Source organism: Pseudomonas sp. NC02 (genome assembly GCF_002874965.1).
GTDB lineage: Bacteria > Pseudomonadota > Gammaproteobacteria > Pseudomonadales > Pseudomonadaceae > Aquipseudomonas.
This window is the reverse complement of the sequence record NZ_CP025624.1, coordinates 1411945-1437820: the sequence shown is the minus strand read 5'-3', so window position 1 is coordinate 1437820 and position 25876 is coordinate 1411945. Positions and strand designations below refer to the sequence as shown.

Below are 25876 nucleotides of genomic sequence, written 5' to 3'. Positions count from 1 at the left end.
CATGACGGGAAACCGCTGTTGGGGCTTATAATCGCCGGTTTGCAAAACAGCCGGCCTCTTTGCCCGCCGCCTACCGGATTCCTGTCATGTTACGAATCACCGAACTCAAGCTGCCCATCGACCATCCCGAAGAAGACCTGCGGCCTGCCATTGTGCAACGCCTGGGCATCGCCAGTGATGACCTGCTCGATTTCACCCTGTTCAAACGCAGCTACGACGCCCGCAAGAAATCGTCGGAGCTGTGCTTCATCTACACCATCGACCTGGAAGTCAAAGGCGAGGCGGCCCTGCTGCTCAAGTTCGCCGACGACCGCAACGTCAACCCGGCGCCGGACATCAGCTACAAGGTCGTGGGCCATGCGCCGGAAGGCCTGACCGAGCGGCCGATCGTCGTCGGTTTTGGCCCGTGCGGGATCTTCGCCGGGCTGTTGCTGGCACAGATGGGTTTCAAGCCGATCATCCTCGAGCGCGGCCGCGAAGTGCGCCAGCGCACCAAGGACACCTGGGGCCTTTGGCGCAAGAATGTGCTGAACCCGGAATCCAACGTGCAGTTCGGTGAAGGCGGCGCCGGGACCTTCTCCGACGGCAAGCTCTACAGCCAGATCAAGGACCCGAAATTCCACGGTCGCAAGGTGCTGCACGAGTTCGTCAAGGCCGGTGCGCCAGATGAAATCCTCTACGTCAGCAAGCCGCACATCGGTACGTTTCGCCTGACCGGCGTCGTGGAAAACATGCGCCAGCAGATCATCGCCCTGGGCGGTGAAGTGCGCTTCGAGCAGCGGGTCACCGACGTGCTGATCGAAGACGGCCAGTTGAATGGCGTGGTGGTGGATGGCGGCGAGCAGATCCTGTCCAAGCACGTAATCCTGGCCCTCGGCCACAGCGCCCGCGATACCTTCCGCATGCTGCATGGCCGTGGCGTGTACATGGAAGCCAAGCCGTTCTCGGTGGGTTTCCGTATCGAACACCCGCAGTCGCTGATCGACGCTGCACGCCTGGGCAAGTACGCCGGCCACCCGAAACTCGGGGCCGCCGATTACAAACTGGTGCACCACGCCAAGAACGGCCGTTCGGTGTACAGCTTCTGCATGTGCCCGGGCGGTACCGTGGTCGCGGCGACATCAGAGCCGAACCGCGTAGTAACCAACGGCATGAGCCAGTACTCCCGTAACGAACGCAACGCCAACTCCGGGATCGTGGTGGGCATCACCCCGGAAGTGGATTACCCGGGCGGCCCGCTGGCCGGGATCGAGTTGCAGGAACGCCTGGAATCCCACGCGTTCATCCTCGGCGGCAGCAACTACGAAGCACCGGCGCAGCTGGTGGGTGATTTCATCGCCGGCAAGCCGTCCACCGCCATCGGTACCGTGGAGCCATCCTACAAGCCCGGCGTAGCCCTGGGTGACCTGGCGCTGGCGTTGCCGGAGTTTGCCATCGAAGCCATCCGCGAAGCGTTGCCGGCGTTCGAGAAGCAGATCAAGGGCTACTCGCTGCACGACGCGGTCCTTACCGGGATCGAGACCCGCACTTCTTCGCCGCTGCGGATTACCCGTAACGAGTCGATGCAGAGCCTGAACGTGAAAGGCCTGTTCCCGGCGGGCGAAGGTGCCGGTTATGCCGGTGGGATTTTGTCGGCGGGTGTCGACGGGATTCGGATTGCCGAGGCGCTGGCGCGGGATATGTTGGGCCTAGAGGCTTAACCACTGCGCTGAAAACGCAGCAGATCAAATGTGGAAGCGGGCTTGCTCGCGAATGCGGTGGATCAGCCGAATGATGTATTGGCTGACACACCGCATTCGCGAGCAAGCCCGCTCCCACATTGGTAATGCGGTGTTTCAAATATTGGCGCGCAGGATGCTTTCCGGCAACGGTTGCCCCCGCTCGACACTCGCCGCAACGGCCGCAATCAAACCCTCCAACTCATACCCCTGCCCTGCAAGCCAGGCCTGATCGTAATAGGTCGTGGCATAGCGCTCACCGCCGTCGCACAAGATCGCCACGATCGAGCCCGACTCCCCTGCCGCCTTCATCTGCTGCGCCGCGATCAACGCACCGATCAGGTTGGTGCCACTTGAGCCGCCTACTCGCCTCCCCAAGCGCTGCGCCAGGTAATGCATGGCCGCCAGGGACAGTGCATCCGGCACCTTGACCATCGCATCAATCACTTTCGGCAGGAACGACGCCTCAACCCGTGGCCGGCCAATACCTTCGATGCGCGAACCACAGTCCAGGCGCAGGCTGGCGTCGCCGCTCAGGTAGTAGTCGAAAAACACCGAACGCTCCGCGTCCGCGCACAACACTCGGGTGCAGTGCTGGCGATAACGCACATAACGCCCCAACGTCGCCGTGGTGCCACCCGTGCCGGGGCTGGAAATCAGCCAACTCGGCTCCGGATAACGCTCAAAGCGCAGTTGCTGGAAGATCGATTCAGCGATGTTGTTGTTGGCGCGCCAGTCAGTGGCACGTTCGGCATAGGTGAACTGGTCCATGAAATGACCACCGCTTTCCTGCGCCAGGCGCTCGGATTCGGCGTAGATCTGCGTCGGATCCTGCACCAGATGGCTCTTGCCCCCGTAGAACGCGATCTGCGCAATCTTTTCCTGGGAAGTGGTGGCCGGCATCACCGCAATAAACGGCAAGCCCAGCAGCCTGGCGAAGTACGCCTCGGAAATCGCCGTGGAACCGCTGGAGGCTTCGATCACCGGTGCACCGGGCTTGAGCCAGCCGTTGCACAACGCATAGAGGAACAACGAACGCGCCAACCGATGTTTCAGGCTGCCGGTGGGATGGCTGGACTCATCCTTGAAATACAACTCGATACCTGGCAAACCCTGCATTGGCAAGGGGATCAGGTGGGTGTCGGCGCTACGCTGGAAGTCCGCTTCAATAATGCGAATGGCTTCGCGGGCCCATTGGCGGTTGTCGCTCATGATCGGTTTCTCTAAGGATTTCAGACCTGATCTTAGGATGTTTCCTACACTCCACACAGATACAGTCATGACTCAATTGGACACACAATTTTCGGGGTCTGGCGCGCAAGTGATCAGACCGATTCCTTATAACAAATAAGAATATAACTTTTGTTTTAACAACTAACGGTACGGGTTAGGGTACCCACCTATTGAACTTTGATTGGAGAGCATCCCTTGCCTCTGCGTAGCACTTTCACCCGTTTCTTCCAGCTGGAAGCCGCCAGCGGTCTGCTCCTGATCGCTGCTGCCGCTTTGGCGCTGATCATCAACAACTCACCGCTGTCGCACCTCTACGCGAGTTTTCTCGACGTGCCGGTGGTCGCACAAATCGGCGCCCTGAAAATCGCCAAGCCGGCGCTGCTGTGGATCAACGACGGCCTGATGGCCCTGTTCTTCCTGCTGATCGGCCTTGAGGTCAAACGCGAGTTGCTCGACGGCCAACTGTCCAAGCCTTCGCAAGTAGTACTGCCGGGAGCGGCAGCCATCGGCGGCATGGTCGTGCCGGCGCTGATCTATTGGGCGCTGAACAAGGACAACCCGGCCGCCCTGGGTGGCTGGGCAATCCCCATGGCCACCGACATTGCCTTCGCCCTGGGCGTATTGGCCCTGCTGGGCAAGCGCGTGCCGGTTTCGCTGAAGCTGTTCCTGATGACCCTGGCCATCATCGACGACCTTGGCGCAATCATCGTGATCGCCATCTTCTACTCCACCGACCTGTCCGGGGCGTCATTGGCCGGCGCAGCGGCATGCCTGATCGCCTTGATAGCCATGAACCGGCTGGGTGTCGTCAAGCTGGGGCCCTACATGATTGTCGGGCTGATCCTGTGGGTCTGCGTGCTCAAGAGCGGCGTACACGCCACCCTGGCGGGCGTAACATTGGCGTTCTGCATCCCGCTGCGCACCAAAAACGCCGAGCCATCGCCGCTGCTGACCCTGGAACACGCCCTGCATCCCTGGGTGGCCTACGCGATCCTGCCGCTGTTTGCCTTTGCCAATGCCGGCGTCTCGCTGGTGGGCGTCAACCTGGAAAGCTTCACCCACCACGTGCCAATGGGCATCGCCGCCGGCCTGCTGCTGGGTAAGACCGTTGGCGTACTGGGTTTCACCTGGGTCATGGTAAAAACCGGCCTTGCCGCACTGCCCGCCGGCGCCAACTGGGGCCAGGTGCTGGGCGTGGCGGTCCTGTGCGGCATCGGCTTCACCATGAGCCTGTTTGTCGGCTCCCTGGCGTTTGTGCCGGGCAGCAGTGAATACGCGGGTATGGACCGGATGGGCATCCTGACCGGGTCGATACTGGCGGCGCTGATCGGGTATGCAGTGACGGCGATGGCCAGTCGCAAGCAGGCGCTCGTTCAGGCGTAACCGCTTTTGGAGCCGGCTCGCCGGCTCCAACCTCCTCTAGGCCCATTCGGCGCCATCTCACAGAACCGTCCTACATCCACCCTCCGCTGCTTGCCATAACGTCATGCTCCCGGCTCCAACGCTGGATGTCGTTAGGCAACACGCCAGGAGGGCACGATGGCAAACAACAAGGATATACCCCAAGTCTGGCGATGCTACGGGACCGGCACGGGCGGTTACCGACGGCTCGAGAACATGAACGAGCGCGAGTTGGCTGAGCGTGAGGCCAGGCAGCAAGCATATGAAGCCATGCTTGCCCGCCAGGAAGCCTACGAGGCCAGGCGTAAAGTGGAGCCGCCGCCAACGCCATTGCCCATGGTCGGCTGCGTATTCGCAAAGTCCTGCAATCTGCCGGACGCCCTCATCGACTACAACAATCCGTCCGGTTACTTACCGCTTGATCGCATAGGGGACTATGGCGAACACGTGCTGCTTGGTGGCCGTGAAACCGACAGTGAGGGGCTACTGCCACTCAAGAAGATCAGCGGCAGCGCCCTCCCGGCCGGGCTCGGAACATTGGCACTGGGCGGTTCCGCGATCGGCGGGGCATCAAGCGTCGCAGCCGGTGCTGGAACAGTCGCCGCAGGCCTGATGCTTGGGATTGCAGCACTTATCTGGCCCTCCAGCTTGGGCGACAGCGCGCTCTACAGCGACCGTCAACTGCGCTCAATGCCACGAGCGCGTACACGGGTTCGCCTGCACGTCGAGCAATTAGCTAACGGCACCCTCAAGGGATACGCCTTCTACACAGGGAAAAATCGCGACTGGGAAATGATCGATGTCGTGAAGTTTGGGCTGCGAGGCACACATCAGGTCGCGGACTTGGGCGACGGGATTGAGCTGATCTGGACGCCTGCCATCGATCCCGCTGGCACCCTCGGTATTCCTGCGCTGGAAGCTGCGCCGCAGGCACCGCAAATCTGGGTGTACCCACCGACCGAGAAGGCCGCTAGCATCATCGTTGACCCGATTTACCCGCCGGAATACAGGGATTTCATTCTGGTGTTTCCGGTGGATTCGGGCATTCGGCCTCTGTATATCGTTGTAAGCCTGAAGTATGAGGACGCCCCCTATCACGGAAAAAAAGATAGCTCTGTCAAAAGCAAAAAGCCGACTAACGGCTTAGATGCTCTTAACAACTCAGTGGAGCTGAATCCGCCAAATTCACGTAGACGAATAGGTATTGACCCACACACAAACGAGTTTGTGGTGATTGATCGCACCTCAGAAGGTCTTTACCACGGTCATGTGAGGCGGTGGAGTGAGTTAAGACAAGAGATGAAAAACGCTTTAATAAAAGCGAATAAAACAGATCGAAAAGGAAAAATTCTAGGAGCTGAAAAATGAGTATGCGTTATCACGACCCGTCTTTGAGCCACGATGAAGCTATAAGCCTTCTAGCCACCAACGACCTAAACAAGATCACAGAAGCCCTGATATCCATTGGCCTCAACGAGACAGACGCTACGTGGGCACAAGAAACCTGCCTCCGGTATGTGAGCAATGATGACGAGAACATCGCGTCAGCTGCCATCATTGCGATAGGCCACATCGCGCGACGCTTCGGTGAGCTTGACATGGCGAAAATTTCGCCAGCACTGCAACAAGCAAAAACAAAATCACCGTTTCTGAGTGGTGCCGTACAAGACACCCTTGACGATATTCATATGTTCACCTGATCCCGCAAAACATACGTCCAACAAAAAACCCCAACCGGCCACCCGGTTGGGGTTTTTCTTTTCCTGCAACCTTACCCTTAGCGAGTAACGCGGCTGGTTCCGTCCACCGTCATGATGCGGACGCGGTCGCCGATGCGGAAGATTTCGTTCTCTTGAACCGCCTGGACGTAGGCGCGCATGCTGCCATCATCTTCGCGGACGGTGATTTCAACACCCTGGGTGCGGGTCAGGCCTTCCTCGGTGGCCGAGCCCAGCAGGCCGCCGGCGACTGCGCCGATAACGGCGGTCACGATGCTGCCACGGCCGCCGCCGATGGCGCTGCCGCCAACGCCGCCGATGACTGCGCCCGCAGCGCCGCCGATTGGGGTCTTGGTGCCTTCGATTTTCACCGGACGCAGGGATTCGATGGTGCCCATGCGAACAGTCTGTACACGACGAGCTTCGTCACGGGAGTACGAGTCGCCGGTCAGACTCGAGGCGCAGCCACCCAGCAGCAGCGACAGGGTGGTAAAGCAGGCAACTAGTAAAACGGACTTACGCATAGCATCAACTCCAAAGGACAGGTATCCATTAAACCGCTGTGGCTTGCCGCCTGTCACGGCATGCCGGGCAGAAAATTGTTTTCATTCAGCCTTAGTACAGAGAACCTGTACCGAAAAACTCGACGAACGGTAGCGTTCCCACCTCCCTCAGGATCTTGATGGACGCTGTCATCATTGTAGCTAACGGCCGCATAACGCAGCGCAGCGCTACCCATCCAAGGCCTCTGACTAGAGACTTCGGCGTGCAGCGCTACATTCAGGCGAGGTGACGAAAGGTGGGCTCAGGGCGCCAGCCGCTCACGGGTCCAGTCGGCCCCCTGCAAGCGGTAGTTCAGGCGGTCGTGCAAACGACTCGCGCGGCCTTGCCAGAACTCGATGCGCTCCGGCAGCAGGCGGTAACCACCCCAATGTTCGGGGCAATCAGGCTGGGTATCGCTGAAGCGTTGTTCGGTGGCCTTGAGCAGCGCCTGCAACTCTTCGCGGTCCCTGATTACCCGGCTTTGCGGTGAAGCCCAGGCACCCAGGCGGCTACCCAGGGGACGGACCTGGAAGTAAGCATCCGACTCCTCGGGCGAGACCTTGACCACCCGACCTTCTATGCGCACCTGGCGCTCCAGGGTCGGCCAGAAGAAGGTCATGGCGGCAAACGGTCGCGCCGCGAGTTGTTCGCCCTTGGCGCTCTGATAATTGGTGAAGAAGGTAAAGCCCTGTGTATCCAGGCCTTTGAGCAGCAGGATCCGGCAGTGCGGGCGACCGTCCTGGTCCACCGTAGCCAGGGTCATGGCATTGGCCTCCACCGGTGGCTGTTCGGTTTTCACCGCGTCGGCGAACCACTGGTGGAACAAGGCAAACGGTTCATCCGGGGCCTGGGCCTCGCTCAAACCGTCCCGTGTGTAGTCACGGCGCATATCGGCCAGTGCCTGGGTCATGCGGCTTTATCCTTCTTGCTCAAATAATCAGTTCTTCGCCTGGTCGTTGGTAGCAGCTGGAGCGGCGGCCTTGGCAGGTGCTGGCTTTTTAGCAGCAGGCTTGGCCGGGGCCTTTTTGGCAGCCGGCTTGGCGGCAGCTTTCTTGGCGACGGTTTTTTTCGCCGGAGCGGCAGCTTTTTTGACCGGAGCAGCGGCTGGAGCAGGAACGTCCTGCACAGCGACCATTTCAGCCTTCGGCGGGTTGGCCGAATTGTACTTGCTCAACAGGGCCAGCATGGTGGTGCGCTGGGTGAACATGATTTCCATGCGACGGTTCAGGGCGCGGCCCTGGTTGCTGTCGTTGGCGGCACGCGGCATCAGGTCGCCCATGCCACGCAGCATCAGGCGGTCCTGCTTCAGGCCGCTGAGGCTGAAGATCGAAGCGATGGACTGTGCACGTTCCTTGGTCAGGGCCTGGCTCACCGGCTCGGCACCCGAGGTATCTACATGGCCCAGGACCAGTACGGCAGTTTTCGGATCGCCTTCAACGGCCTTGGCAACACGGGTGAACGGACCCAGGGTCACCGGCAGCAACATCGCCGGGCGTTTCGGGTTGTAGGAGCCGTCAACCGGAGCAATCACCACCAATACGTTGTCGCGGCGTTCCAGTTGCAGGTTGCTGTCCTTGATCGCGAGACGCAGGCGTGGCTCGTAGTCGTCCAGCCAGGCCTGGGTGATTTTTGGATCAGGCATCGGGATGTTGGCGACGTCGACCTTGGCCAATGGCTTTGGCTTGCTTTCGAACGGCCACCACCATTTGGTATCGGTATCCGTCTTGGCAACGGCAGGTGCAGCGGCCGGTGCATCAGCCGGGGCGCCGGAGGCAGGCGTTGCCGCCTTGAGGTCGGCCTTCAGGTCTGCCTTGGCGTCGTCGGCTTTCGACGAGAACGGCCACCAGCTGGAGCCGGTATCCGCCTTCGCAACCGGTGCAGGTGCAGCAGCGGGTGCTACCGGCGCTGGCGCCTTGGCCGCGACCGCCGGCTTGGCATCCGGTTTGGTGTCGGCCTGGCTCACTGCGTCCTTGGTAGCAGCCTTATCGGAGCCAAATGACCACCAATGCCCGCCCTCGGCATCATTTTGTGGGGTTTGTGCACAGCCAGTAATAGTGAGGCATAGCGCCAGTGCCAAGGACTTGTTCGATAACATGAGATATCCACAAAATGAGAAAAAATCAGGGGCCTGAATGACCCGTTAAACAGACGCTTCTGGAACATTAAAGTTACAACATTTCGCTTAGCGTCTTTTTGTATGTGCCTTTGTAACAAAAAAACGCAAGACAGCAAGCTATTTACAGACAACCGGCCAATATTCTTACCAACTTTTGCGCCCGCGGGTCCATAAGTACATAAGGGCCCAATGTATTGGTCACAAAACCAAAGGCTACATCATGTTCCGGATCGGCAAACCCCACCGAACCACCGGCCCCGGGATGCCCAAAGGCCCGTGGGCCAAGGCCGAACGTGGCGTTTGGCACGTGCGGTTGATCCAACATGCAACCCAGCCCGAACCGGGTTTGTGTCAATAAGGTTTTATCCGGGCCGATACTGTGTTCGCGGGTCAACTCTTCGAGCATATCGGCTTCCAGCAAACTACCGTCGAGCAGCCCACTATAAAAACCCGCCAGACTTCGCGCATTACCGTGACCATTTGCCGCTGGCTGCTGCATACGCCGCCATTCGGGTTTATTAGTGCTGGTCAGAATAGACGGTGGATTGGTAAATGCACGGGTAGTCATCGCCGTCGGCTCGCGCATCGTTACTTGAAGTAAACGTTGTGCCGCCTCATCGCCAACATTGCCCTTGCCTCGGGCTATATGGGCAACTCGATAAAACTCTTCATCTGCCAACCCCACATGAAAATCCAGGCCCAGTGGCCGTGCAACCCGGGCCACGATGGACTCGCCTGGCCCACGACCGTCGGCGCGGCGCAGCAACTCGCCCACCAGCCAACCATAGGTAATCGCCGCATAACCGTGCCCTTCCCCGAGCTTCCACCATGGCGCTTCGGCGGCGAGGGCGTCGACCATCATCTGCCAGTCGTACAGGGCTTCGGCGGGCAGCGTTTCACGCAGGGCCGGCAACCCGGCCTGGTGGCAGAGCAGATGGCGCAGGGTGATGGCTTCCTTGCCCGCGGCAGCAAACTCCGGCCAGTACTTGGCGACCGGCGCATCCAGCTGCAACTTGCCTTCGGCCACCAGTTGCAGCGCCGTGACAGCCGTAAAGGTCTTGGTGCAGGAGAACAGGTTGGCAATGGTGTCGCTTTGCCAGGCCTCGGCACCGTCCTTGTCGGCGGTACCGGCCCACAAGTCGACGACGGTTTCGCCGCCAATCTGGATGCACAGCGCGGCACCACGTTCCTGAGGGTCGTCGAACAGCGCGGCGAAGGCTTCACGCACCGCTTCGAATTGAAGCTCGTAATGACCCTGAATCTGCACCTAAGCCCCCTTGGAAAAGTACTACAGAAAGTGGCCGACATTGTTCCAGCCATTGAGCGATTTGTGAACCCGCTCTCGTCGATCAGCCCCCATCAATGACCTTTGCCGGAATGCCCGCCGGAATGCTCTGCACCCGGCGCTGCTGCATTGCCTTCACGCCCGGGCTTGCCGCCCTCACCGGCGTGGACCGCTGCGGCAGCCTTGGCCTTTTCGGCCTCCTTGCCCAGCTGATCGACGGCAGCCAGGTTACTTTTGCGCACACTGTCGACAAACCCCTGGAACGGCACATCGGTGATGCCGACCAGGCCGAAGTGGCCGTTTTCGCCGTCAAGCAAACGGCCGGTAACCGGCTGGTCCAGGTACTGGAACCAATGCACGCCGACAATCGACGGTTCGGCCATGGCCTGCTTCAGGAAGTTGGCGTAGGCAACCCCACGATCCTCTTCCCGAGCCAACTGCGTCACGCCGCCCCAGAACGGGCCGCGGTCCGCCGAGCCGAAGTTGAATTCGGTGATCAGCACCGGCTTGTCCAACGTCCGCAGGGCCGCAAAGTCGTAGCCGTCCTGAGGCTTGAGGGTGTACATGTTGAAGCTCAGCACATCGCAATACTGCGCGCAGGACGCCACCGCTTCCGGCGTGCTGACCGCGTATCGGCCACCCAGCAACAGCTGGTTGGGCGCATGCCATTTCAATGCATCGGAGATGGTCTTGAAGTAGGCCTCGGCAAAGGTCTTCTGGAAGTACTTGAAGTCCGCTTCGATTTCCGGGTGCTCCGGGCTTGGCATTGGCGGCACAAAGCCCGGGTCTTCCATCAGTTCCCAGGCGGGCAGCTCGATGCCCCAGGCCCTGGAAAGCCCCTCCTGGTTGCGGTACTTGTCGCGCAATTGCTTGAGAAACGCGCGCTTGGCCGGCACGTCGGTGGTCATGCGCAGGGTGCCGTAGGCCAGGGCGTAGCGGGATTTCGCATCATCACCGGGACCGGCCCAGGCCAGTTCGTTGTCGGCAAAGAAGCCGATCAGCCACGGGTCGTCGCGATGGTCACGGGCGGCAATTGCCACCGCACGCTCGGTGGCCATGGCGAAGCGCGGGTCGAACGGGTCGGGCATGCCGCCCCACCAATCGGTGCCGGTGCTGATGCTCGCGTAATCACCGACGATCGACAGTGGCAAGGTGTAAGGCACGCGGTCGGCGGTCGCCAGCTGCGGCGCACTCCAGTTGCCGACAGTATTGAAACCCCAGGCCCGCAGGCGGTCGAGGGTGTGGCTGACCCAGCGTTTCTGGTCGAAACCTTCCGGAGCACAAGGTGCCGGCGGCACGCACGGCTGGCCATAGGTACGCTGCAGGTTGGCGCCATAGAAGTCGTACCAGCGGCCGACATTAAAGCTGCGCCCCTGATCGGCACCATTGCCGCTGCGGCTGTCACCGCTGCCGTAGTATTTGTCGAAAGGCTCGCCGGCCTTGGGCAGCGCGGCAAACATCCATTCGCGGCCCGCCACGTAGGTCTGGCTGTTGTCCGGGGCGACGGTGTTGACGCCCAGGGAGTAGAACGGATGGCCTTCCGGTGTCACCAGGTACCAGCGCCCGTCGCGCTTCTCGGTGCGGAAGAAGCCGCTGGCGTCAAAGGCCGGGCCCTTGTTCCAGCCGCCGAATTTGTCCAGGGAGGCCTTGTCGCGCTCGGCCAGCCAGCCCTTGAGCTGTTGCTGTTCCTTGACCGCTGCGGCCCTCAACTGCTCGTCGCTGCTGACTTTCTCCGGCCACCGGGCGCGGGTGGACTGCCCATAGGCGTCCACCAGATCGCTGTAGGTAGCCTTGAGTACCGGCGCGATGTCCTGCACGCCAAAGCGTTCGAGCAAGATGCTTTGGGCAACGTTCGGCTTGATCATCGACAGGGTCACCGACACGATCTGGCTGCGGTCGATCTCCCCTTCGCTGCTGGCCAGCAGCACGCGCTGGCCATCGACGGTGATCGGCATCGGCGGGCCGGCCTTCATCCCCTGGCTCAGGGGCGAGTTGGCTTGCAGCGGAATCAACAGCGTTTGCGCGGGACCGGCTGGCAGGTCGATACGGCTGAACAGCGTTCGGCCGTCATTGCTCTGCACCTTGACGTACAGGGTCAGCGCCCAGTCCATCGCACTTTGAATCCGCAGGCTCATGGCACCGGATTGCGACCAGTCCCAGGCGCCGGTCTGCGGGCTGAGCACCAGGCTCGGTTCGGCCGCCGGGTTGAAGGTGATACGGCGCAGCACTTCGCCTTCAGCGGTTTGTTCGGCGTTGTATTGCGGCAGGCTGGCGTCCTGGGTCGCCACCTTGACCACATCGGCGGGCCGTACAAAGTTGAACAAGGTTTGTTGCCCGGCAGGCGCAGCCAGCAATGGCGCGGCAAACAACAGGGCAAAAACAGCGGGCAGCGTGCGAATCATGTGAACAAGGTTCTCCCAAACGGCCGGTGACTGGCCTGATGACGTGAAGCGATGGTGAGATAGACCACAAAGTGGGCGAATTCGCCCACTGGGCCTTAAGAAATTTCCCGCCGAAACGGCGGTAAAGCATTCAGGATAGCTTTCCCATAGCGCTGGGTAACCAGACGCCGGTCAAGCAAGGTGATGGTGCCGCGATCTTCTTCGGTACGCAGCAGGCGGCCGCAGGCCTGGACCAGTTTCAAGGAAGCGTCCGGCACCGAGATCTCCATGAACGGATTGCCGCCCCGGGCTTCGATCCATTCGGCCAACGCGGCTTCCACCGGATCATCCGGCACCGAGAACGGGATCTTGGCGATCACCACGTGTTCGCAGTAGGCACCGGGCAAATCCACACCCTCGGCGAAACTCGCGAGGCCGAACAGCACGCTGGAATCGCCGCCATCCACCCGCGCCTTGTGCTTGTTCAGGGTTTCCTGTTTCGACAGGTTGCCCTGGATAAACACCTGCTTGCGCCAGTCACGGTCGAGGCCGTCGAACACGTCCTGCATCTGTTTGCGGGACGAGAACAACACCAGCGTGCCCCGTGAGCCCTCCACCAATGATGGCAGGTCACGAATGATCGCCGCCGTGTGGGCCGGCGCATCCCGTGGGTCGGCCTTGAGGTCCGGTACCCGCAGCACACCGGCGTCGGCGTGATGGAACGGGCTGGGCACCACGGCGGTGACGGCCTTTTTCGGCAGCCCGGCGCGCATGCGGAAGCGGTCGAAGGTGCCCAGGGCCGTCAGCGTGGCCGAGGTGACCAAGGCACCGTAGGCCACGTTCCACAGGTTGCGTCGGAGCATTTCCGCCGCCAGGATCGGGCTGGCGTTGACCTCGATATCGAACAGCGCACCGCTTTCCGACAGGGTCAGCCAACGGGCCATGGGCGGGTTGTCTTCCGGGTCTTCGACGGTAAAGGCGGTCCACAACTCCCAGTTGCCCTGGGAACGGGACAGCAGGCTGCCAAACAGCGGGTACCATTCTTCAGCCTGATTGCTGGCGATGCCGATATTGACCTCGCCATCCATGCCTTCCTTGAGCAAATCGGTGAGACGGGTGAACAAGTCGGTCAGGCGCGAAAAGCCCTTTTTCAGCTCGACGCCCATTTCGCGCATGTGCTCGGGGATCAGCCCGCCAACGAAACGATGGCGCGGCCGTTCGCGGCCTTCCACGTCTTCGCCGGGCTTGAAGTCTGCCACCTGTTCGCAGGCGCTGAACATGAATTGCTGCTGGGTCTTGATCTCCCGCGCCAGCTCCGGCACCTGCTCAATCAACTTGCCCAGGTCGCCCGGCAGCGGGTGCTGGGCGAGCAACTTGGTGAGGTTCTTGGCGGTGGTTTCCAGCCAGTCGGCGGTGGAGCGCAGCCGCGTGTAGTGAGCAAAGTGGCCGATGGCCTTGTCGGGCAGGTGATGGCCTTCGTCGAACACGTAGAGTGTGTCGCGCGGGTCGGGCAACACGGCGCCGCCCCCCAGGGCGAGGTCGGCGAGGACCATGTCATGGTTGGTGACAATAACGTCGACCTTGCCCATGCCCTCCCGGGCCTTGTAGAAGGCGCACTGGCCGAAGTTGGGGCAATGACGGTTGGTGCACTGGCTGTGATCGGTGGTCAGCCGTGCCCAGTCGGCGTCTTCCAGGGCATTGGGCCAGCTGTCGCGGTCGCCGTCCCATTTATTGCCCGCCAGTTTCTCGATCATGCTGGTAAACAGCTTCTGACTGACCTCATCGACTTCGATCTTGAAGCCTTCTTCTTCGAACAGCGAGGCAGTGGCGGTTTGCGCGTGGCCTTCCTGCAACAGCACGTCGAGCTTGGACAGGCACATATAGCGCCCACGGCCCTTGGCCAGGGCGAAGGTGAAATTCAGGCCGCTGTTGCGCATCAGGTCGGGCAGGTCCTTGTAGACAATCTGCTCTTGCAGGGCGACGGTGGCGGTGGCAATCACCAGGCGCTTGCCGGCGGCCTTGGCGGTGGGGATCGCCGCCAGGCTGTAGGCCACGGTTTTACCGGTACCGGTGCCGGCCTCGACGGCCACCACGGCGGGGTCGCCACTGCGCCGACCTTCGTCGTCGGTGTCGATATCCCCGAGGACCTTGGCGACTTCGGCGATCATCAGGCGCTGGCCGTACCGCGGCTTCAAGCTCTTGGCTTCGAGAAAACGCGAGTAGGCGCCCTGGATCGTGGTTTTGAGTTCAGTGCTGATCATGGATAGTCGGGCGCAAAAAACGCTGGATAAATTTTCAGTGGTTCGGATCGGCCGCTATCATACCCCGCTAATTAATCCCGCGCAGAACGGAGTACCCCAATGACCGTCTTTAGCTTCGCTTACACCCTGCATGTACTGGCCGCCCTGATCTGGGTCGGCGGTATGTTTTTCGCCTGGATGATCCTGCGCCCCGCCGCCATGGCCGCGCTGGACGGGCCGGCCCGGCTGAAACTCTGGGTAAATGTGTTTCAACGTTTTTTCGTGTGGGTCTGGGTGGCGGTGCTGGTGTTGCCGATCAGCGGTGTCGGCCTGCTGCAACTGCGCTTCAGCGGGTTTGAGACCGCGCCGCGTTATGTACAGGTCATGATGGGGCTATATGTGGTGATGACGGCGCTGTTTATCCGGATTCAGGCGCTGAAGTTGCCGGAGCTGCGCGTGGCGGTGGCGGCGGAGGATTGGCCGGCCGGGGCTGCGGCCTTGGGGCAGATTCGTAAATTGGTGGGGATCAACTTGATAGTGGGGTTGGTGCTGGTGGCGATTGCTTCGGCACGGCCGATGTTCTGAAGCGCCTAGTAGACCGCTTTCGCGAGCAAGCCCGCTCCCACATTTGGAATGCGTTTCAAATGTGGGAGCGGGCTTGCTCGCGAAAGCGTCAGGCCAGTCGCCTCAGAGCCTCTGAATGGTCACAGCACCCGCAGGCCCCGCTGGCCCCGGCTGCCCTTCCAACCCGGCCCTGCCCTTTTCGCCGCCATCCGCGCGGTACACCAGGCACCCCTTGGACTGCCCGCCTTTACCCGGCTTGCCCGCCGTGCCCGCCAAACCACCGGCTCCGCCGTCTACCCAGACCTTGATCTTCTCGCCCGGGAAGTCCTGCGGCAATTCCACACGGACCTGCGCGCCCGCCGCGCCCGGCAGCCCGTCGCCGCCGTTGTCGCCATTGGCACCGCGCCCGGCCGAACCCCAGGTGCAGCCCGGGTCTTCGCCGTTGGCACCATCCAGCCCGGCATAACCCTGGGCACCCGCGCCACCGCGGGCATCCACCGACAGCTCATCGGCCGTCAGCGAGTTAATCCGCAACACCAGGTCACGCCCCGCCTTGGCCGGGCGCTCATGGGTACCGGGAGCGCCGCGTGAGGTGATCTGGCTGCCCTGCTCCAGCTGCGCCTGACGCACCTGCAGTTGCAACGTGGTGCTACCGGGCACGATGGCGATTCGCGCGTCGCGGCCCAGGTGCAGTTCATCCATGGTCACCTGGGTGATATTGGCGGGAATCAGCAAGGTGCCGTAATCCGCCACGTCCAGTCGCTCCAGTTGCAACACACCACTGCTGTTGGGCAGGCGCATCAAGGAGTTGGTCTCGACGCTGACGCTCTGGGCCAGGGCAATGGGGCTGGCCAGCAGGGCCAACAGAAAAACCTTACGCATGATTGGCCTCCTTGTTTACATCATTAGTCGGTGTCGGCGTCGAAAAGCTCTGCACATGGAACATACCCACCAGCAGGATCTGCAAGCGGTCACGCCAGGGATGGGCACGGGTTTTCACACTGCCGTTGAACAACAGCAGTTCCAGAACATGGGTCAGCAACAACAGGCTGCCGGCCAGGTTGACCAACAGGTGGAACGGGTTGATCAGCGGTGTGATCAGGTTGACCACCACCACGACCCAGAACAGCAACGTCAAGAATTTACCCAGCCCCCAAAACACCTTCATCCCGCACGCTCCCCTTGCACATTATTCTTTGGGCGCACAGTAACGACTTCTACAGGCGTTGTGCCAGTGAAGGATTAAAAAATTGATGAAGGGGCCCCTGGGGATTCCGCAGGGGCCTTGAGGCGGGGTCAGCGGTTGATCTGAATTTCCACGCGGCGGTTCAGCGCGCGGCCATCAGCGGTTTTGTTATCGGCTACGGGGTGGCTTTCGCCGGCGCCGGTCACGGAGACAAAACTGCTGCGCGGGATGCCGGAACTGACCAGGTAGTCGGTCACCGAATGAGCGCGTCGTTCAGAGAGTTTCTGGTTGTAGGCATCTTTACCGACACTGTCGGTATGCCCGCTGACGCGCAGCTGCGCACTCGGGGCCTCTTTTTTCAGGCGGGTGGCAATCACGTCGAGCTTGATTTTGTCGGCAGCCGTGAGCTTCGCGGAGTCGAACTCGAAGTGCACGTCACGAATCACGATGGTTTCTTCCTTGACCACTACCACTTCCTCTTGAACCACCGCTACCGGCACCGGAGGGCAGCCATTGGCGTCGACCTGCACGCCTTTTGGCGTGCCAGGGCACTTGTCGCGACTGTCCGGTACGCCATCGCCGTCCTCGTCACCGTCGCCATGCACCCAGCAATAGGCGCCAGCCATGCCGCCAATCAGCAGTGCGCCGTAGCCTGCATAGGACGAGCTTTGGGTCGCACCAATGGCAGCACCGGTCACACCGCCGACGGCGGCACAGGTGGGCCAGTCGGTTTTTTGCAAGCCTGCGCAACCTGTCAATACTCCGGTTAGCAGAACCAAGGGTAGAGCTGTCCGCATGATGCTCATCTGACTTTCTCCTGAGGGGATCGGCGGGGGCCGACGAGTGGAGTAAAGACGGCTCTTTTCATCTGCGCCAGCGTGTCACACCCCAGTATTCATTGGGCCGAGCGGTTTATTCTCACCGCCCGCTCTAGGCCCGCACGCTCAGGCAGGCTAGTCTCTACGGTCCTGATGTGAGGATCTTCGATGACTGCCGGTATTTCTTCCCGTACACCCCAGCAAGCGCTCGCTGCGCTGCTTGATCTTCACGCGCCCAAACGCCTGTTGTTATTGGGCGCCAGCCAGTTCCCGGCGCTGGATGCCTTTAAGGAAGCACACCCGGATACCGTGGTGTCCTTCGCCGAGCCCGGTCCCTTGCCCACCGACCTCGCGGCCCAGCGTTTTGACCTGGCACTGGCGGTCGGTTGCCTGGAACACCTGTCAAAACCTGCGGGCCTGACCTTGCTGGGGGGCATTCGCAACCTCAATGCCAGTCGCATTGCGGTGCTGGTGGACCTGGAGGCCTGCCACTGGAAAGACACCGATTTCTTCTCCCTGGCCCTGCAAGCCAGCGAGCGTTTCCAGCGCGACGATCAGGTTTTGACGCTGTTTACCTATGATCTGCTTGACTATAAACAGGTGCCGGATTGGCTGAACGCCCGCTTCTGGGCCAACCCGCAAAACTTTGGAAAGTATTGGTGGTAACCCGATGAGTACATCCATTTGCCCCTGCGGCAGCGGCAACCTGCTGGATGCCTGCTGCGGTCATTATCACGCCGGCCACCCGGCCCCCTGCGCCGAAGCGTTGATGCGTTCGCGCTACAGCGCCTATGTGCTGGGCCTGGTGGACTACCTGGTGGCAACCACCCTGCCTGCGCAGCAAGCCGGGCTGGACACCGCCGCCATCGGCGCCTGGAGCGCCCAAAGCACCTGGCTGGGCCTTTCAGTGGAAAGCTCCGAGGTGTTCGGCGGCCAGCCGGAACACGCCTTCGTGACCTTTACCGCTCGCTGGCATGACAGCACCGGCGAACACAGCCACCGCGAGCGCTCATCTTTCGTACAGAACAATGAGCACTGGTACTTTATCGACCCGACAGTGGACGTGAAGGCCGGGCGTAATGACGCCTGCGTGTGTGGCAGCGGGCAGAAATTCAAGAAGTGCTGTTCCGGCTACCTCTGACATTCATTGATACCCGACAGGCTCTCGCTTGCTATGCTGACTCTTCACACGGAGTAACGGCATGGTTTCTCAGGCGCGGGTATTCAGGACTTACAGCCTTCTGCTGGCATTGATGCTGGGGCTCTCCGGCTGCGCGTCGTGGTTCGCCGACGATACGCCCGCCCCCGAGGTGCGTCTGGTCAAGGTCGACCCCGTGCGGGTCAAGTTGCTGGAGCAGAAGTTCAAGCTGTATTTCCGCGTGGATAACCGCGACGACAACGACCTGACCGTACGCGGCCTGGTTTACAAGGTCAGCCTCGGCACGATGGTGCTGACCGAAGGCGAGTCCAACGAATGGCTGACCGTGCCACCCCACAGCCACGCTTTTTTCCGGGTATCGGTGCGCACCAACCTGTGGCCGCAGATCCGCGATGTGGTCGACATGCTGAAAAATCCGCGCGATCCCGTGCCCTATCGTCTTGAAGGCGAGTTGAAAACCGGTTTATTTATCGGGAACGACGTGCAGGTGTTGCGCAATGGCGAGATAATCCCCGGCGATTTTATTCCGGAGCGACATCGATGACTCAGCAACCCCATGTCCATGGTCCCGACTGCAACCACGATCACGATCATCATGATCACGACCACGGCCATGTCCACGGCCCGAACTGCGGCCACGCTCACCAGGAGCCGGTGCGCAATACGTTGAAGGACGTGGGTCGTAACGATCCTTGCCCGTGCGGCAGCGAGAAGAAATTCAAGAAGTGCCACGGGGCTTGAGTTAAGAAACCCGATTCTCGAAACACTGCACATCCAAATGTGGGAGCGGGCTTGCTCGCGAAAGCGCAGTGTCAGTCAACCTCTCTGTTACTGATACACCGCTTTCGCGAGCAAGCCCGCTCCCACATTTAGCCTGCATTTCAAGGCCAGGATTTGCGCTGAAACTCCAACACCACCTCCAACCCCCCACCCTCCCGATTGCTCAAGCTCAACCGACCGTCATGGGCACTGGCGATCGTATGCGCGATACTCAACCCCAGCCCGTAACCACCGGTTTCCACATTGCGTGAGCCTTCCACCCGGTAAAACGGCTCCATCACCTGTTCCAGTTGTTCCTGGGGAATCCCCGGCCCACGGTCGCTGATGACAATCTTCAAACTGTCCGCCTTGTCTTCTACCCGCACCACCACCTCGGAGCCATAACGCACCGCGTTCTCCAGCAGGTTCTGCACACAACGCTTGAGACTGCGGGCATACCCCGGCAATGGCTGTTTGGCCCGCCCTTCTATCGTCACCGTCTCGCCCACGTCCTGCAGGTCCGCCTGCAAGCTTTGCAGCAAGGCGTTGATGTCGATGTTCTGGCGCTTCTCGTTGATTTCGCCGCTGCTGACGAAGTCCAGGGTGCTGGAAACCATGTGCTCCATTTCTTCCAGGTCGCTGCGAAAACGTTCTTTGGTGCGGTTGTCGTCGAGCATTTCCGTACGTAACCGCAGGCGCGTAATGGGCGAGCGCAGGTCGTGGGAAATCGCCGCCAGGAAGCGCGTGCGCTCGGCGATATTGGCGATCAGCCGCTGCTGCATGGCGTTGAACGCCTGGGCGGCACGGCGCACTTCGGTGGGCCCATCGAGGGCCAGCGGTGGCCGCTGGATGTCCCGGCCCAAGGCTTCGGCAGCCTTGGCCAGGGCGTTGAGCGGGCGAATGGCCAGGCGCACCGCCACCAGGGCAATGATCACCAGCACCAATACCCGCAGCAGATAAATGCGCATCACGTAATCGAACAGCAAGTCCATCGGCGAAGTACTGGTCCAGCCTTGTTCTTCGGTGGCCTGCACCTGCAGCCAGCGCCCGTCCGGCAAACGCAGGTCAATCAGGAATTGCCCCACCACAGGCCTGGAGCTGAGCAGAGTCGACAGCCCGGCATGCTGGCCCTCGGCATCCAGCAGCTTGAGGCTCAACAGATGCAGGTTCTGGGTGTAGCCGGTTTTCTCCGAGAGCACTTTATTCAGCAAGCGCTCGGTGGCCTGGTCGCTGTCGCTGATGCTGCTTGTCACATCACTGGCCTGGTCACTCAGGGTCAGGCGAAAGCGCGGCGTATCAAGCAGCTTGATCAGCACATCCGCCTGCGCCGGATCGCTGTGTACCAACCGCACCACGTCCGCCAGCCGCGTGGCGATCAGCCGGCTGGGGATTTCCAGCACCTGGCCGTGGCGCATGTCGTACCAGATGCTGCTGGTCAGGGCCTGGGCCGCGAGCATGCCGCTGACCAGGATCAGCACCAGCCGGCCGAACAGCGAACGCGGCAGCAGTTTCACGATTGCAGCGCCACGTCGTCGGCGGTGAGCATGTAACCCTCGTTGCGCACGGTCTTGATCAACCCGGCCGGCAACTGCGAGCGCAGTCGGCTGACGCACACATCAATCGAGCGGTCGAACGGCGTGCTGTCTTTGTCGAACACGTGGTTGAGCAAAAAGTCGCGGCTCAGCGGCCGGTTGGGATGCTGCAATAACAGGCGCAACACCCGGTAATCGGAGTTGCCGAGGCTGACCACCACGCCTTCCGGCGAAAGCAATTGGCGGGCCCGGGTGTCCAGCTGCCAGCCGGCAAAGCTGATGCTCGGTGCTTCATCGAGCCGCGCCCGGTCCGGAAAACTCTGCACCCGGCGCAGCACCACTTTGATCCGCACCAGCAACTCCCGCGGGTCGAACGGCTTGGGCAGGTAATCGTCGGCGCCGATTTCCAGGCCGACGATCCGGTCGATCAGCGTGCCCTTGGCGGTGAGCATGATCACCGGCGTGTTGGAGCTGACGCGCAATTCGCGGCACAAACTCAGGCCGTCTTCGCCGGGCAACATCAGGTCGAGGACGATCAGGTCGATGACATTCAGCGCCAGGCGGCGGCGCATTTCCTTGCCGTCGCCGGCGGTGGACACCTGGAAGCCGGCGTCACTCAGGTAGTCGCACAGCAATTGGCGGATTTGCGGGTCGTCATCAACGATCAGCAGGTGGTCTTGCTTGGCCATGGGGCAATTCGTCCGAAACTCAAAAGGCAGGAGATAGCCGAAACTTCAGCCAGGAGTACGCGCAAATGTAATGGAATGTTGTGGGAAGCGGTAATCACGCATCCACATTACAAAGCCACGGCATGGCGGCCGGTATCGGTCTTTAGACTACCGAATCTAAATGAGATTAATTGTAATTTAGCCTAGGTCACTCCGAATGCCATTGCCTACCCCGCGCGCCCTGTCGCTGCAATCTACCCTTGCGCCGATGTTCGGCCTGCTTGCCGCCGGCAGCGTTTCTCCCACCGCCTGGGCCGATGCGCCGGTGGCGGCGTCGAATGATTCAGTGCTGAGCCTGCCGGAAATCAAGATCGACGGTGAAGCCACTTCCGCCTTTAAAGTCGACCGGGTGACCTCGGCAAAAATCAGCCAGCCGCTGCTTGATGCCCCGCAAAGCGTAACCATCGTCCCGCAGCAAGTGCTCAAGGAGCAAAACGCGCAGACCTTGCAGGAAGTGTTGCGCAACGTGCCGGGCATCACCTTCATGTCCGGCGAAGGCAACCTGGGCTGGGGCGACCTGTTTTCGATTCGCGGGTTTTCCTCGGAGCAGAGCCTGACCGTCGACGGTGTGCGCGATGCCGGCCAATCGACCCGCACCGACACCTTCAACCTGCAACAGGCAGAAGTGTTCAAGGGCACCGGCTCGATCGAATCCGGCGTTTCCGCGGTAGGCGGCAGCGTCAACCTGGTGAGTAAAGAGGCGCATCTGGGGGATGCCAACAAACTCTCGGCCGGCATCGGCACCGACAGCTACCGCCGCCTCACCGGCGATTTCAACCAACAACTGAATGACACCACCGCCCTGCGCATCAACCTGATGAAGCACTACAACCAGGTGGCCGAGCGTGACGACGTGGACTACGACCGCTGGGGCATCGCGACCTCCCTCGGCTTCGGCCTGGGCACCGACACCCGCCTGTTTATCGACACCTTCTACCAGAAGGACGACAACACGCCGGACGGCGGTGTGCCGATCCAGCGCGGCACCGACGGCGACCGCATGCCGGGAGTCAAGCGCTCCAACTGGTATGGCGACTCGCACCTGTACACCCAGCAGACCAAAACCACTTCGCTGACCACCCGCTTCGAGCATGATTTCGACTGGAACGAAGCGACCCTGAAGAACCAGACCAAGTGGGAGCGTACCGACAACTTCGCGGTGCTCTCGCCCGCGCGCTTCTTCGCCGCCAACGGCAATGGCCAAAAAACCTGCACCGGCACGCGCTGTGCGACCTTGGGCTACACCGGCGTAGGACCGATCAGCCAAGTGCCCGGCAGCACGGTAAATGCGTACCCGGGATACGCCAACAGCGGTAACACCGCCTACGGTATTTTGCGAGGGAGCGACTTCGGCCAGTCGACGCGCTACACCATCCTCGACAACCAGACCGACTTCGCCTTCAAACTCAATACCGGCGGGCTGGAACACGCGGTGGTCAGCGGCCTCGAGTTCTATCACGAGACCTACGGCGGCCTGAAACGCAACGCCGAAGTGCCAGCCGGCGATCTGTTCTTCGACATGAACGACCCGAACCACAGCTTCGCCAGCAGCGAAGTGACCAAGGGTGAAGGCCAGCCACGCTCAGTGATCGACAACGCCGGCATCTACCTGGGCGATACCGTCACCCTGAATGAACAGTGGCAAGTGCTCGGCTCCCTGCGCTACGACAACTGGCAGGCCAAAACCACCCAGCGTGGCCAAGCGTCCATCGACAGCACCGACGGTGCCGTGAGCGGCCGGGTCGGCGCGGTGTACAAGCCGTTGCCTAACGGCAGCATCTACGTGTCCTACAGCGAAGCGGCACAACCGTCAGCCCTGGGCGCGTCGACCAACAACCAGATCTACGGCGCCGCGAGCACCAGCAACTACACCCCGGCCAAGTCGAAGACCTACGAGATCGGCACCAAGTGGGACATTGCCCACGACCTGCTGAACGTCACCGCCGCGATCTTCCGCACCGAACTGGACAACTCCTGGGAATACCAGGACGGCGAAAGCGCTCCGGTACGCGCCCTCCCCGCCAAGCGCGTAGACGGTGTGGAACTGGGCCTGCAAGGCAATATCAGCCCGCGCTGGACGGTGTACAGCGGGTTCTCCGCGCTGAAAAGCACCCAGACCAAAGGGGCAAACAAAGGCGAGGAAGCCAAGAACGTTCCCGACCTGACCGCCAACCTGTGGACCACCTACGCCGTCACCGACGACCTGAGCCTGAGTTACGGCGCGCAATACGTAGGACGCCGCCGCTACAGCGACAACAAATACGTCGGCGGCCTGAACAACAACAGCAGCTACGCCACCGGCCCGTCCGGCGTGTACGCGATCTACACCCGTGACCACGAAAAGGCCCCCGGCTACTGGCTCAACAACGTGGCTGCGCAATACAAAGTGACCAGGCAAACCACGGTCAACCTCAACCTGAACAACGTGTTTAACAAGTTCTACTACAGCCAGATCGGCGCGTCCCTGGACGGCTTCCAGCTCTACGGCATTCCGGGCGCCGGGCGCACGCTCACCGCCAGTGTCGACTATGAGTTTTAAGCCGTGCTGATCGAAATCCCCGGCCTGTTGAGTGCCGAAGAAGTCGAGGTGGCCGTCACCACCCTGCTCGATCAACCGTGGGTCGACGGCAAGGTTACCGCCGGGCAACGCTCGGCCAGGGCGAAAAACAACCGGCAGCTGTCGGAAGACGCGCCGGTAGCGATTCGCCTGGGTGAGCAGATTCTGTCTCGGCTGTCGGACAACGCGCTGTTCATGTCCGCCGCCCTGCCGAAGAAAATCTACCCGCCGCTGTTCAACCGCTACAGCGGCGGCGAGGCCTTCGACTGGCATATCGACAATGCGATTCGCGGCCTCAAGGGCGTGCGCGAACGGGTGCGCACCGACATCTCCGCCACCTTGTTCCTGGCTGATCCGGCCAGCTACGACGGCGGCGAACTGGTGATCCGCGACACCTTCGGCGAGCACTCGGTGAAGCTGACCGCCGGACACCTGCTGATTTATCCCGGCAGCAGTTTGCACAAGATCAACCCGGTCACCCGCGGCGAGCGCATCGCCAGTTTCTTCTGGATCGAAAGCCTGGTGCGAGAAGACAGCCAGCGCCAACTGCTGCTGGACATGGACGTGGCGATTCAACGCCTCACCGCGCAACACGCCGACGACCACGCATTGCTGCAACTGAGCGGCGCCTATCACAACCTTTTGCGGCGCTGGAGCGATGTCTGATGCGCCGCCTTCACCTGGAGTTCTCGCCATGCTGAAACCCCGCAACTTCCTCAAGCTGGGCGCGCTGTTTGCCGTGCTGATCCTCGGCCACGCCGAAACCGCCGCCGCCCATGAAGTCACCGACGTGCTGGGCCGCAAGGTCGAGGTGCCAGACCACGTGCAGCGCGTGGTGCTCGGCGAAGGCCGGCTGATTTCGGCCTTTGCCTTGCTGGACAAGGACGCGCCATTCCAACGGATTGTCGGCTGGCAGAATGATTTGAAACTGTTGGACGCCCACACCTATAACGCCTACGTGGCGAAATTTCCGACGGTAAAAGACATTCCGCTGATTGGCCAGGCGTCGGAGCAAAGCGTCAGCGCCGAGGAAATTCTTTCGCTGAAACCGGACCTGGCGGTGTTCAGCATTTCCGGCCATGGCCCGACTGAACACAGCCCGGTGGCGGACGTGTTGGCCAAGGCGGGCATTGCAGTGTTGTTCGTCGACTTCCGCATCAACCCGGTGCAAGGCACCCACGCCAGCATGACCGCCCTGGGCCAGGCCCTGGGCCGGGAAACCCAGGCCAAGGCGTTCCTCGACTTTTATGACCAGCACATCAAGGTGATCACCGACGCCGTCGCCACCTTGCCGGCCGGGCCGCGCCCGAGCGTGTTCCTGGAATTGCTGGCCGGCGCCTGGCAGGCACCGGGGCACACCACTGGCAAGAGCGGCATGGGTGAAGTGATCAAGCTGGTGGGCGGGCGCAACATCGCCGCCGACGTGGTGCCGGGGGCGCTGGGAGATATCAGTGTCGAGTACGCGCTGAAAGCTGACCCGGATGTGTATGTGGCCACCGGCAATCACAAGCCCGGGTTGATTCTGGGTGCTGGCGTGAGCAACGAAGACGCGCGTGCCGCGTTTGATACCGTGCTGGCCCGCCCTGAGTTTGTGAACCTTCGGGCGATTCGTGAGGGCAATTCCCACGGTCTGTGGCATGACTTCTACAACTCGCCGTACAACCTGCTGGCGATTGAAGCGCTGGCCAAGTGGGTGCATCCGGAATTGTTCGCCAAGCTGGATCCCAAGGCGACCATGGAAGCGATGAACCAACAGTTCCTCGGCATGCCGCTGCAGGGTGCTTACTGGATTGATGGCAAACCCAAGTAACTAAGGCTCACAACCCATTCCCTGCCTGGACACGGTTCCTGTGGGAGCTGGCTTGCCTGCGATAGCGGTGTTGGATTCACCATCGCCATCGCAGGCAAGCCAGCTCCCACACTGACCGTGTACCGGCA

Annotated in this window: 24 protein-coding genes; 12 read left to right on the top strand and 12 right to left on the bottom strand. The window is 61.2% G+C overall.

Translation table 11 applies throughout. The features are described from left to right. Positions 1-86: 86 nt before the first annotated feature. The gene (locus tag C0058_RS06610; RefSeq protein ID WP_102368251.1) at positions 87-1700 is read left to right on the top strand and encodes an NAD(P)/FAD-dependent oxidoreductase; all 1614 of its coding nucleotides are present in this window, start codon (positions 87-89) and stop codon (positions 1698-1700) included. 135 nt (positions 1701-1835) lie between these two features. Here the strand turns inward: C0058_RS06610 and C0058_RS06605 are convergent, their stop codons facing one another. Beyond that, positions 1836-2933 carry a PLP-dependent cysteine synthase family protein gene (locus C0058_RS06605; RefSeq protein WP_173406096.1) on the bottom strand — a complete coding sequence of 366 codons (1098 nt, stop codon included), beginning with the start codon at positions 2931-2933 and terminating at the stop codon, positions 1836-1838. Between the two features lie 213 nt (positions 2934-3146). Between C0058_RS06605 and nhaA the strand changes: the two genes are divergently transcribed. The 3 genes from nhaA to C0058_RS06590 all read left to right on the top strand — a co-directional run bounded on the left by nhaA (position 3147) and on the right by C0058_RS06590 (position 6052). Further along, positions 3147-4334: a Na+/H+ antiporter NhaA gene (nhaA, locus tag C0058_RS06600; protein WP_003211688.1), complete on the top strand. Its 1188-nt coding sequence runs from the start codon at positions 3147-3149 to the stop codon at positions 4332-4334. A 156-nt stretch (positions 4335-4490) separates the two neighbouring features. After that, positions 4491-5720, top strand: coding sequence for an S-type pyocin domain-containing protein (locus C0058_RS06595; protein WP_003211689.1), 1230 nt, complete (start codon positions 4491-4493; stop codon positions 5718-5720). Then, on the top strand, positions 5717-6052 hold the full coding sequence (locus tag C0058_RS06590) for a hypothetical protein (RefSeq protein ID WP_102368250.1): 336 nt from the start codon (positions 5717-5719) through the stop codon (positions 6050-6052). The genes C0058_RS06595 and C0058_RS06590 overlap by 4 nt, the downstream gene beginning before the upstream one ends. Positions 6053-6129: 77 nt before the next feature. On the opposite strand, the gene C0058_RS06585 is transcribed toward C0058_RS06590, so the two are convergent. From C0058_RS06585 to dinG, 6 genes are all read right to left on the bottom strand, one after another. Beyond that, positions 6130-6594, bottom strand: coding sequence for a glycine zipper 2TM domain-containing protein (locus C0058_RS06585; protein ID WP_003189251.1), 465 nt, complete (start codon positions 6592-6594; stop codon positions 6130-6132). A gap of 281 nt (positions 6595-6875) precedes the next feature. Then, complete coding sequence (gene pdxH, locus C0058_RS06580) at positions 6876-7523, bottom strand: pyridoxamine 5'-phosphate oxidase (protein ID WP_102368249.1); 648 nt, start codon at positions 7521-7523, stop codon at positions 6876-6878. A 27-nt stretch (positions 7524-7550) separates the two neighbouring features. Continuing rightward, a complete protein-coding gene (locus tag C0058_RS06575; protein WP_087694263.1) occupies positions 7551-8708 on the bottom strand; it encodes an OmpA family protein in 1158 nt (385 codons plus the stop codon). A gap of 142 nt (positions 8709-8850) precedes the next feature. Then, positions 8851-9996 carry a serine hydrolase domain-containing protein gene (locus C0058_RS06570; protein WP_102368248.1) on the bottom strand — a complete coding sequence of 382 codons (1146 nt, stop codon included), beginning with the start codon at positions 9994-9996 and terminating at the stop codon, positions 8851-8853. A 92-nt stretch (positions 9997-10088) separates the two neighbouring features. Further along, a complete protein-coding gene (locus C0058_RS06565) occupies positions 10089-12416 on the bottom strand; it encodes a beta-galactosidase (protein WP_102368247.1) in 2328 nt (775 codons plus the stop codon). A 95-nt stretch (positions 12417-12511) separates the two neighbouring features. Next, on the bottom strand, positions 12512-14656 hold the full coding sequence (dinG, locus tag C0058_RS06560) for an ATP-dependent DNA helicase DinG (RefSeq protein WP_008432096.1): 2145 nt from the start codon (positions 14654-14656) through the stop codon (positions 12512-12514). Between the two features lie 99 nt (positions 14657-14755). Between dinG and C0058_RS06555 the strand changes: the two genes are divergently transcribed. Further along, positions 14756-15220, top strand: coding sequence for a CopD family protein (locus tag C0058_RS06555; RefSeq protein WP_003213709.1), 465 nt, complete (start codon positions 14756-14758; stop codon positions 15218-15220). Positions 15221-15322: 102 nt separating this feature from the next. On the opposite strand, the gene C0058_RS06550 is transcribed toward C0058_RS06555, so the two are convergent. The 3 genes from C0058_RS06550 to C0058_RS06540 form a co-directional block, all read right to left on the bottom strand. Then, the gene (locus tag C0058_RS06550; RefSeq protein WP_102368246.1) at positions 15323-16081 is read right to left on the bottom strand and encodes a hypothetical protein; all 759 of its coding nucleotides are present in this window, start codon (positions 16079-16081) and stop codon (positions 15323-15325) included. After that, the gene (locus tag C0058_RS06545; protein ID WP_102368245.1) at positions 16074-16367 is read right to left on the bottom strand and encodes a DUF1145 domain-containing protein; all 294 of its coding nucleotides are present in this window, start codon (positions 16365-16367) and stop codon (positions 16074-16076) included. The genes C0058_RS06550 and C0058_RS06545 overlap by 8 nt, the downstream gene beginning before the upstream one ends. A 128-nt stretch (positions 16368-16495) precedes the next feature. Further along, positions 16496-17191, bottom strand: coding sequence for an OmpA family protein (locus tag C0058_RS06540; RefSeq protein ID WP_102368244.1), 696 nt, complete (start codon positions 17189-17191; stop codon positions 16496-16498). Positions 17192-17371: 180 nt separating this feature from the next. Here C0058_RS06540 and C0058_RS06535 point away from each other — a divergent pair, with 180 nt between their 5' ends. The 4 genes from C0058_RS06535 (at position 17372) to C0058_RS06520 (ending at position 19103) form a co-directional block, all read left to right on the top strand. Next, positions 17372-17869, top strand: a complete 498-nt coding sequence (locus C0058_RS06535) for a DUF6231 family protein (RefSeq protein ID WP_008432105.1) — start codon at positions 17372-17374, stop codon at positions 17867-17869. 4 nt (positions 17870-17873) lie between these two features. Continuing rightward, positions 17874-18344 (top strand): YchJ family protein, encoded by a 471-nt coding sequence (locus C0058_RS06530; RefSeq protein WP_003213699.1) that lies wholly within the window; start codon positions 17874-17876, stop codon positions 18342-18344. A gap of 61 nt (positions 18345-18405) precedes the next feature. After that, positions 18406-18906 carry an LEA type 2 family protein gene (locus tag C0058_RS06525; RefSeq protein ID WP_003213697.1) on the top strand — a complete coding sequence of 167 codons (501 nt, stop codon included), beginning with the start codon at positions 18406-18408 and terminating at the stop codon, positions 18904-18906. Then, on the top strand, positions 18903-19103 hold the full coding sequence (locus C0058_RS06520) for an SEC-C metal-binding domain-containing protein (RefSeq protein WP_003213695.1): 201 nt from the start codon (positions 18903-18905) through the stop codon (positions 19101-19103). Before C0058_RS06525 ends, C0058_RS06520 begins: the two co-directional genes overlap by 4 nt. A 140-nt stretch (positions 19104-19243) precedes the next feature. Here the strand turns inward: C0058_RS06520 and C0058_RS06515 are convergent, their stop codons facing one another. After that, entirely contained in the window at positions 19244-20635 is a 1392-nt protein-coding gene (locus C0058_RS06515) for an ATP-binding protein (protein WP_087694265.1), read from the bottom strand. Next, complete coding sequence (locus C0058_RS06510) at positions 20632-21342, bottom strand: response regulator (RefSeq protein ID WP_003213692.1); 711 nt, start codon at positions 21340-21342, stop codon at positions 20632-20634. Before C0058_RS06510 ends, C0058_RS06515 begins: the two co-directional genes overlap by 4 nt. 196 nt (positions 21343-21538) lie before the next feature. Between C0058_RS06510 and C0058_RS06505 the strand changes: the two genes are divergently transcribed. Genes C0058_RS06505 through C0058_RS06495 form a run of 3 tightly spaced genes read left to right on the top strand, consistent with a single transcriptional unit; the run spans position 21539 to position 25748 of the window. Continuing rightward, the gene (locus tag C0058_RS06505) at positions 21539-23920 is read left to right on the top strand and encodes a TonB-dependent siderophore receptor (RefSeq protein WP_087694266.1); all 2382 of its coding nucleotides are present in this window, start codon (positions 21539-21541) and stop codon (positions 23918-23920) included. A 3-nt stretch (positions 23921-23923) separates the two neighbouring features. Continuing rightward, on the top strand, positions 23924-24604 hold the full coding sequence (locus tag C0058_RS06500; RefSeq protein WP_102368243.1) for a Fe2+-dependent dioxygenase: 681 nt from the start codon (positions 23924-23926) through the stop codon (positions 24602-24604). Positions 24605-24632: 28 nt separating this feature from the next. Continuing rightward, positions 24633-25748: an ABC transporter substrate-binding protein gene (locus tag C0058_RS06495; RefSeq protein WP_102368242.1), complete on the top strand. Its 1116-nt coding sequence runs from the start codon at positions 24633-24635 to the stop codon at positions 25746-25748. Positions 25749-25876 lie beyond the last annotated feature (128 nt).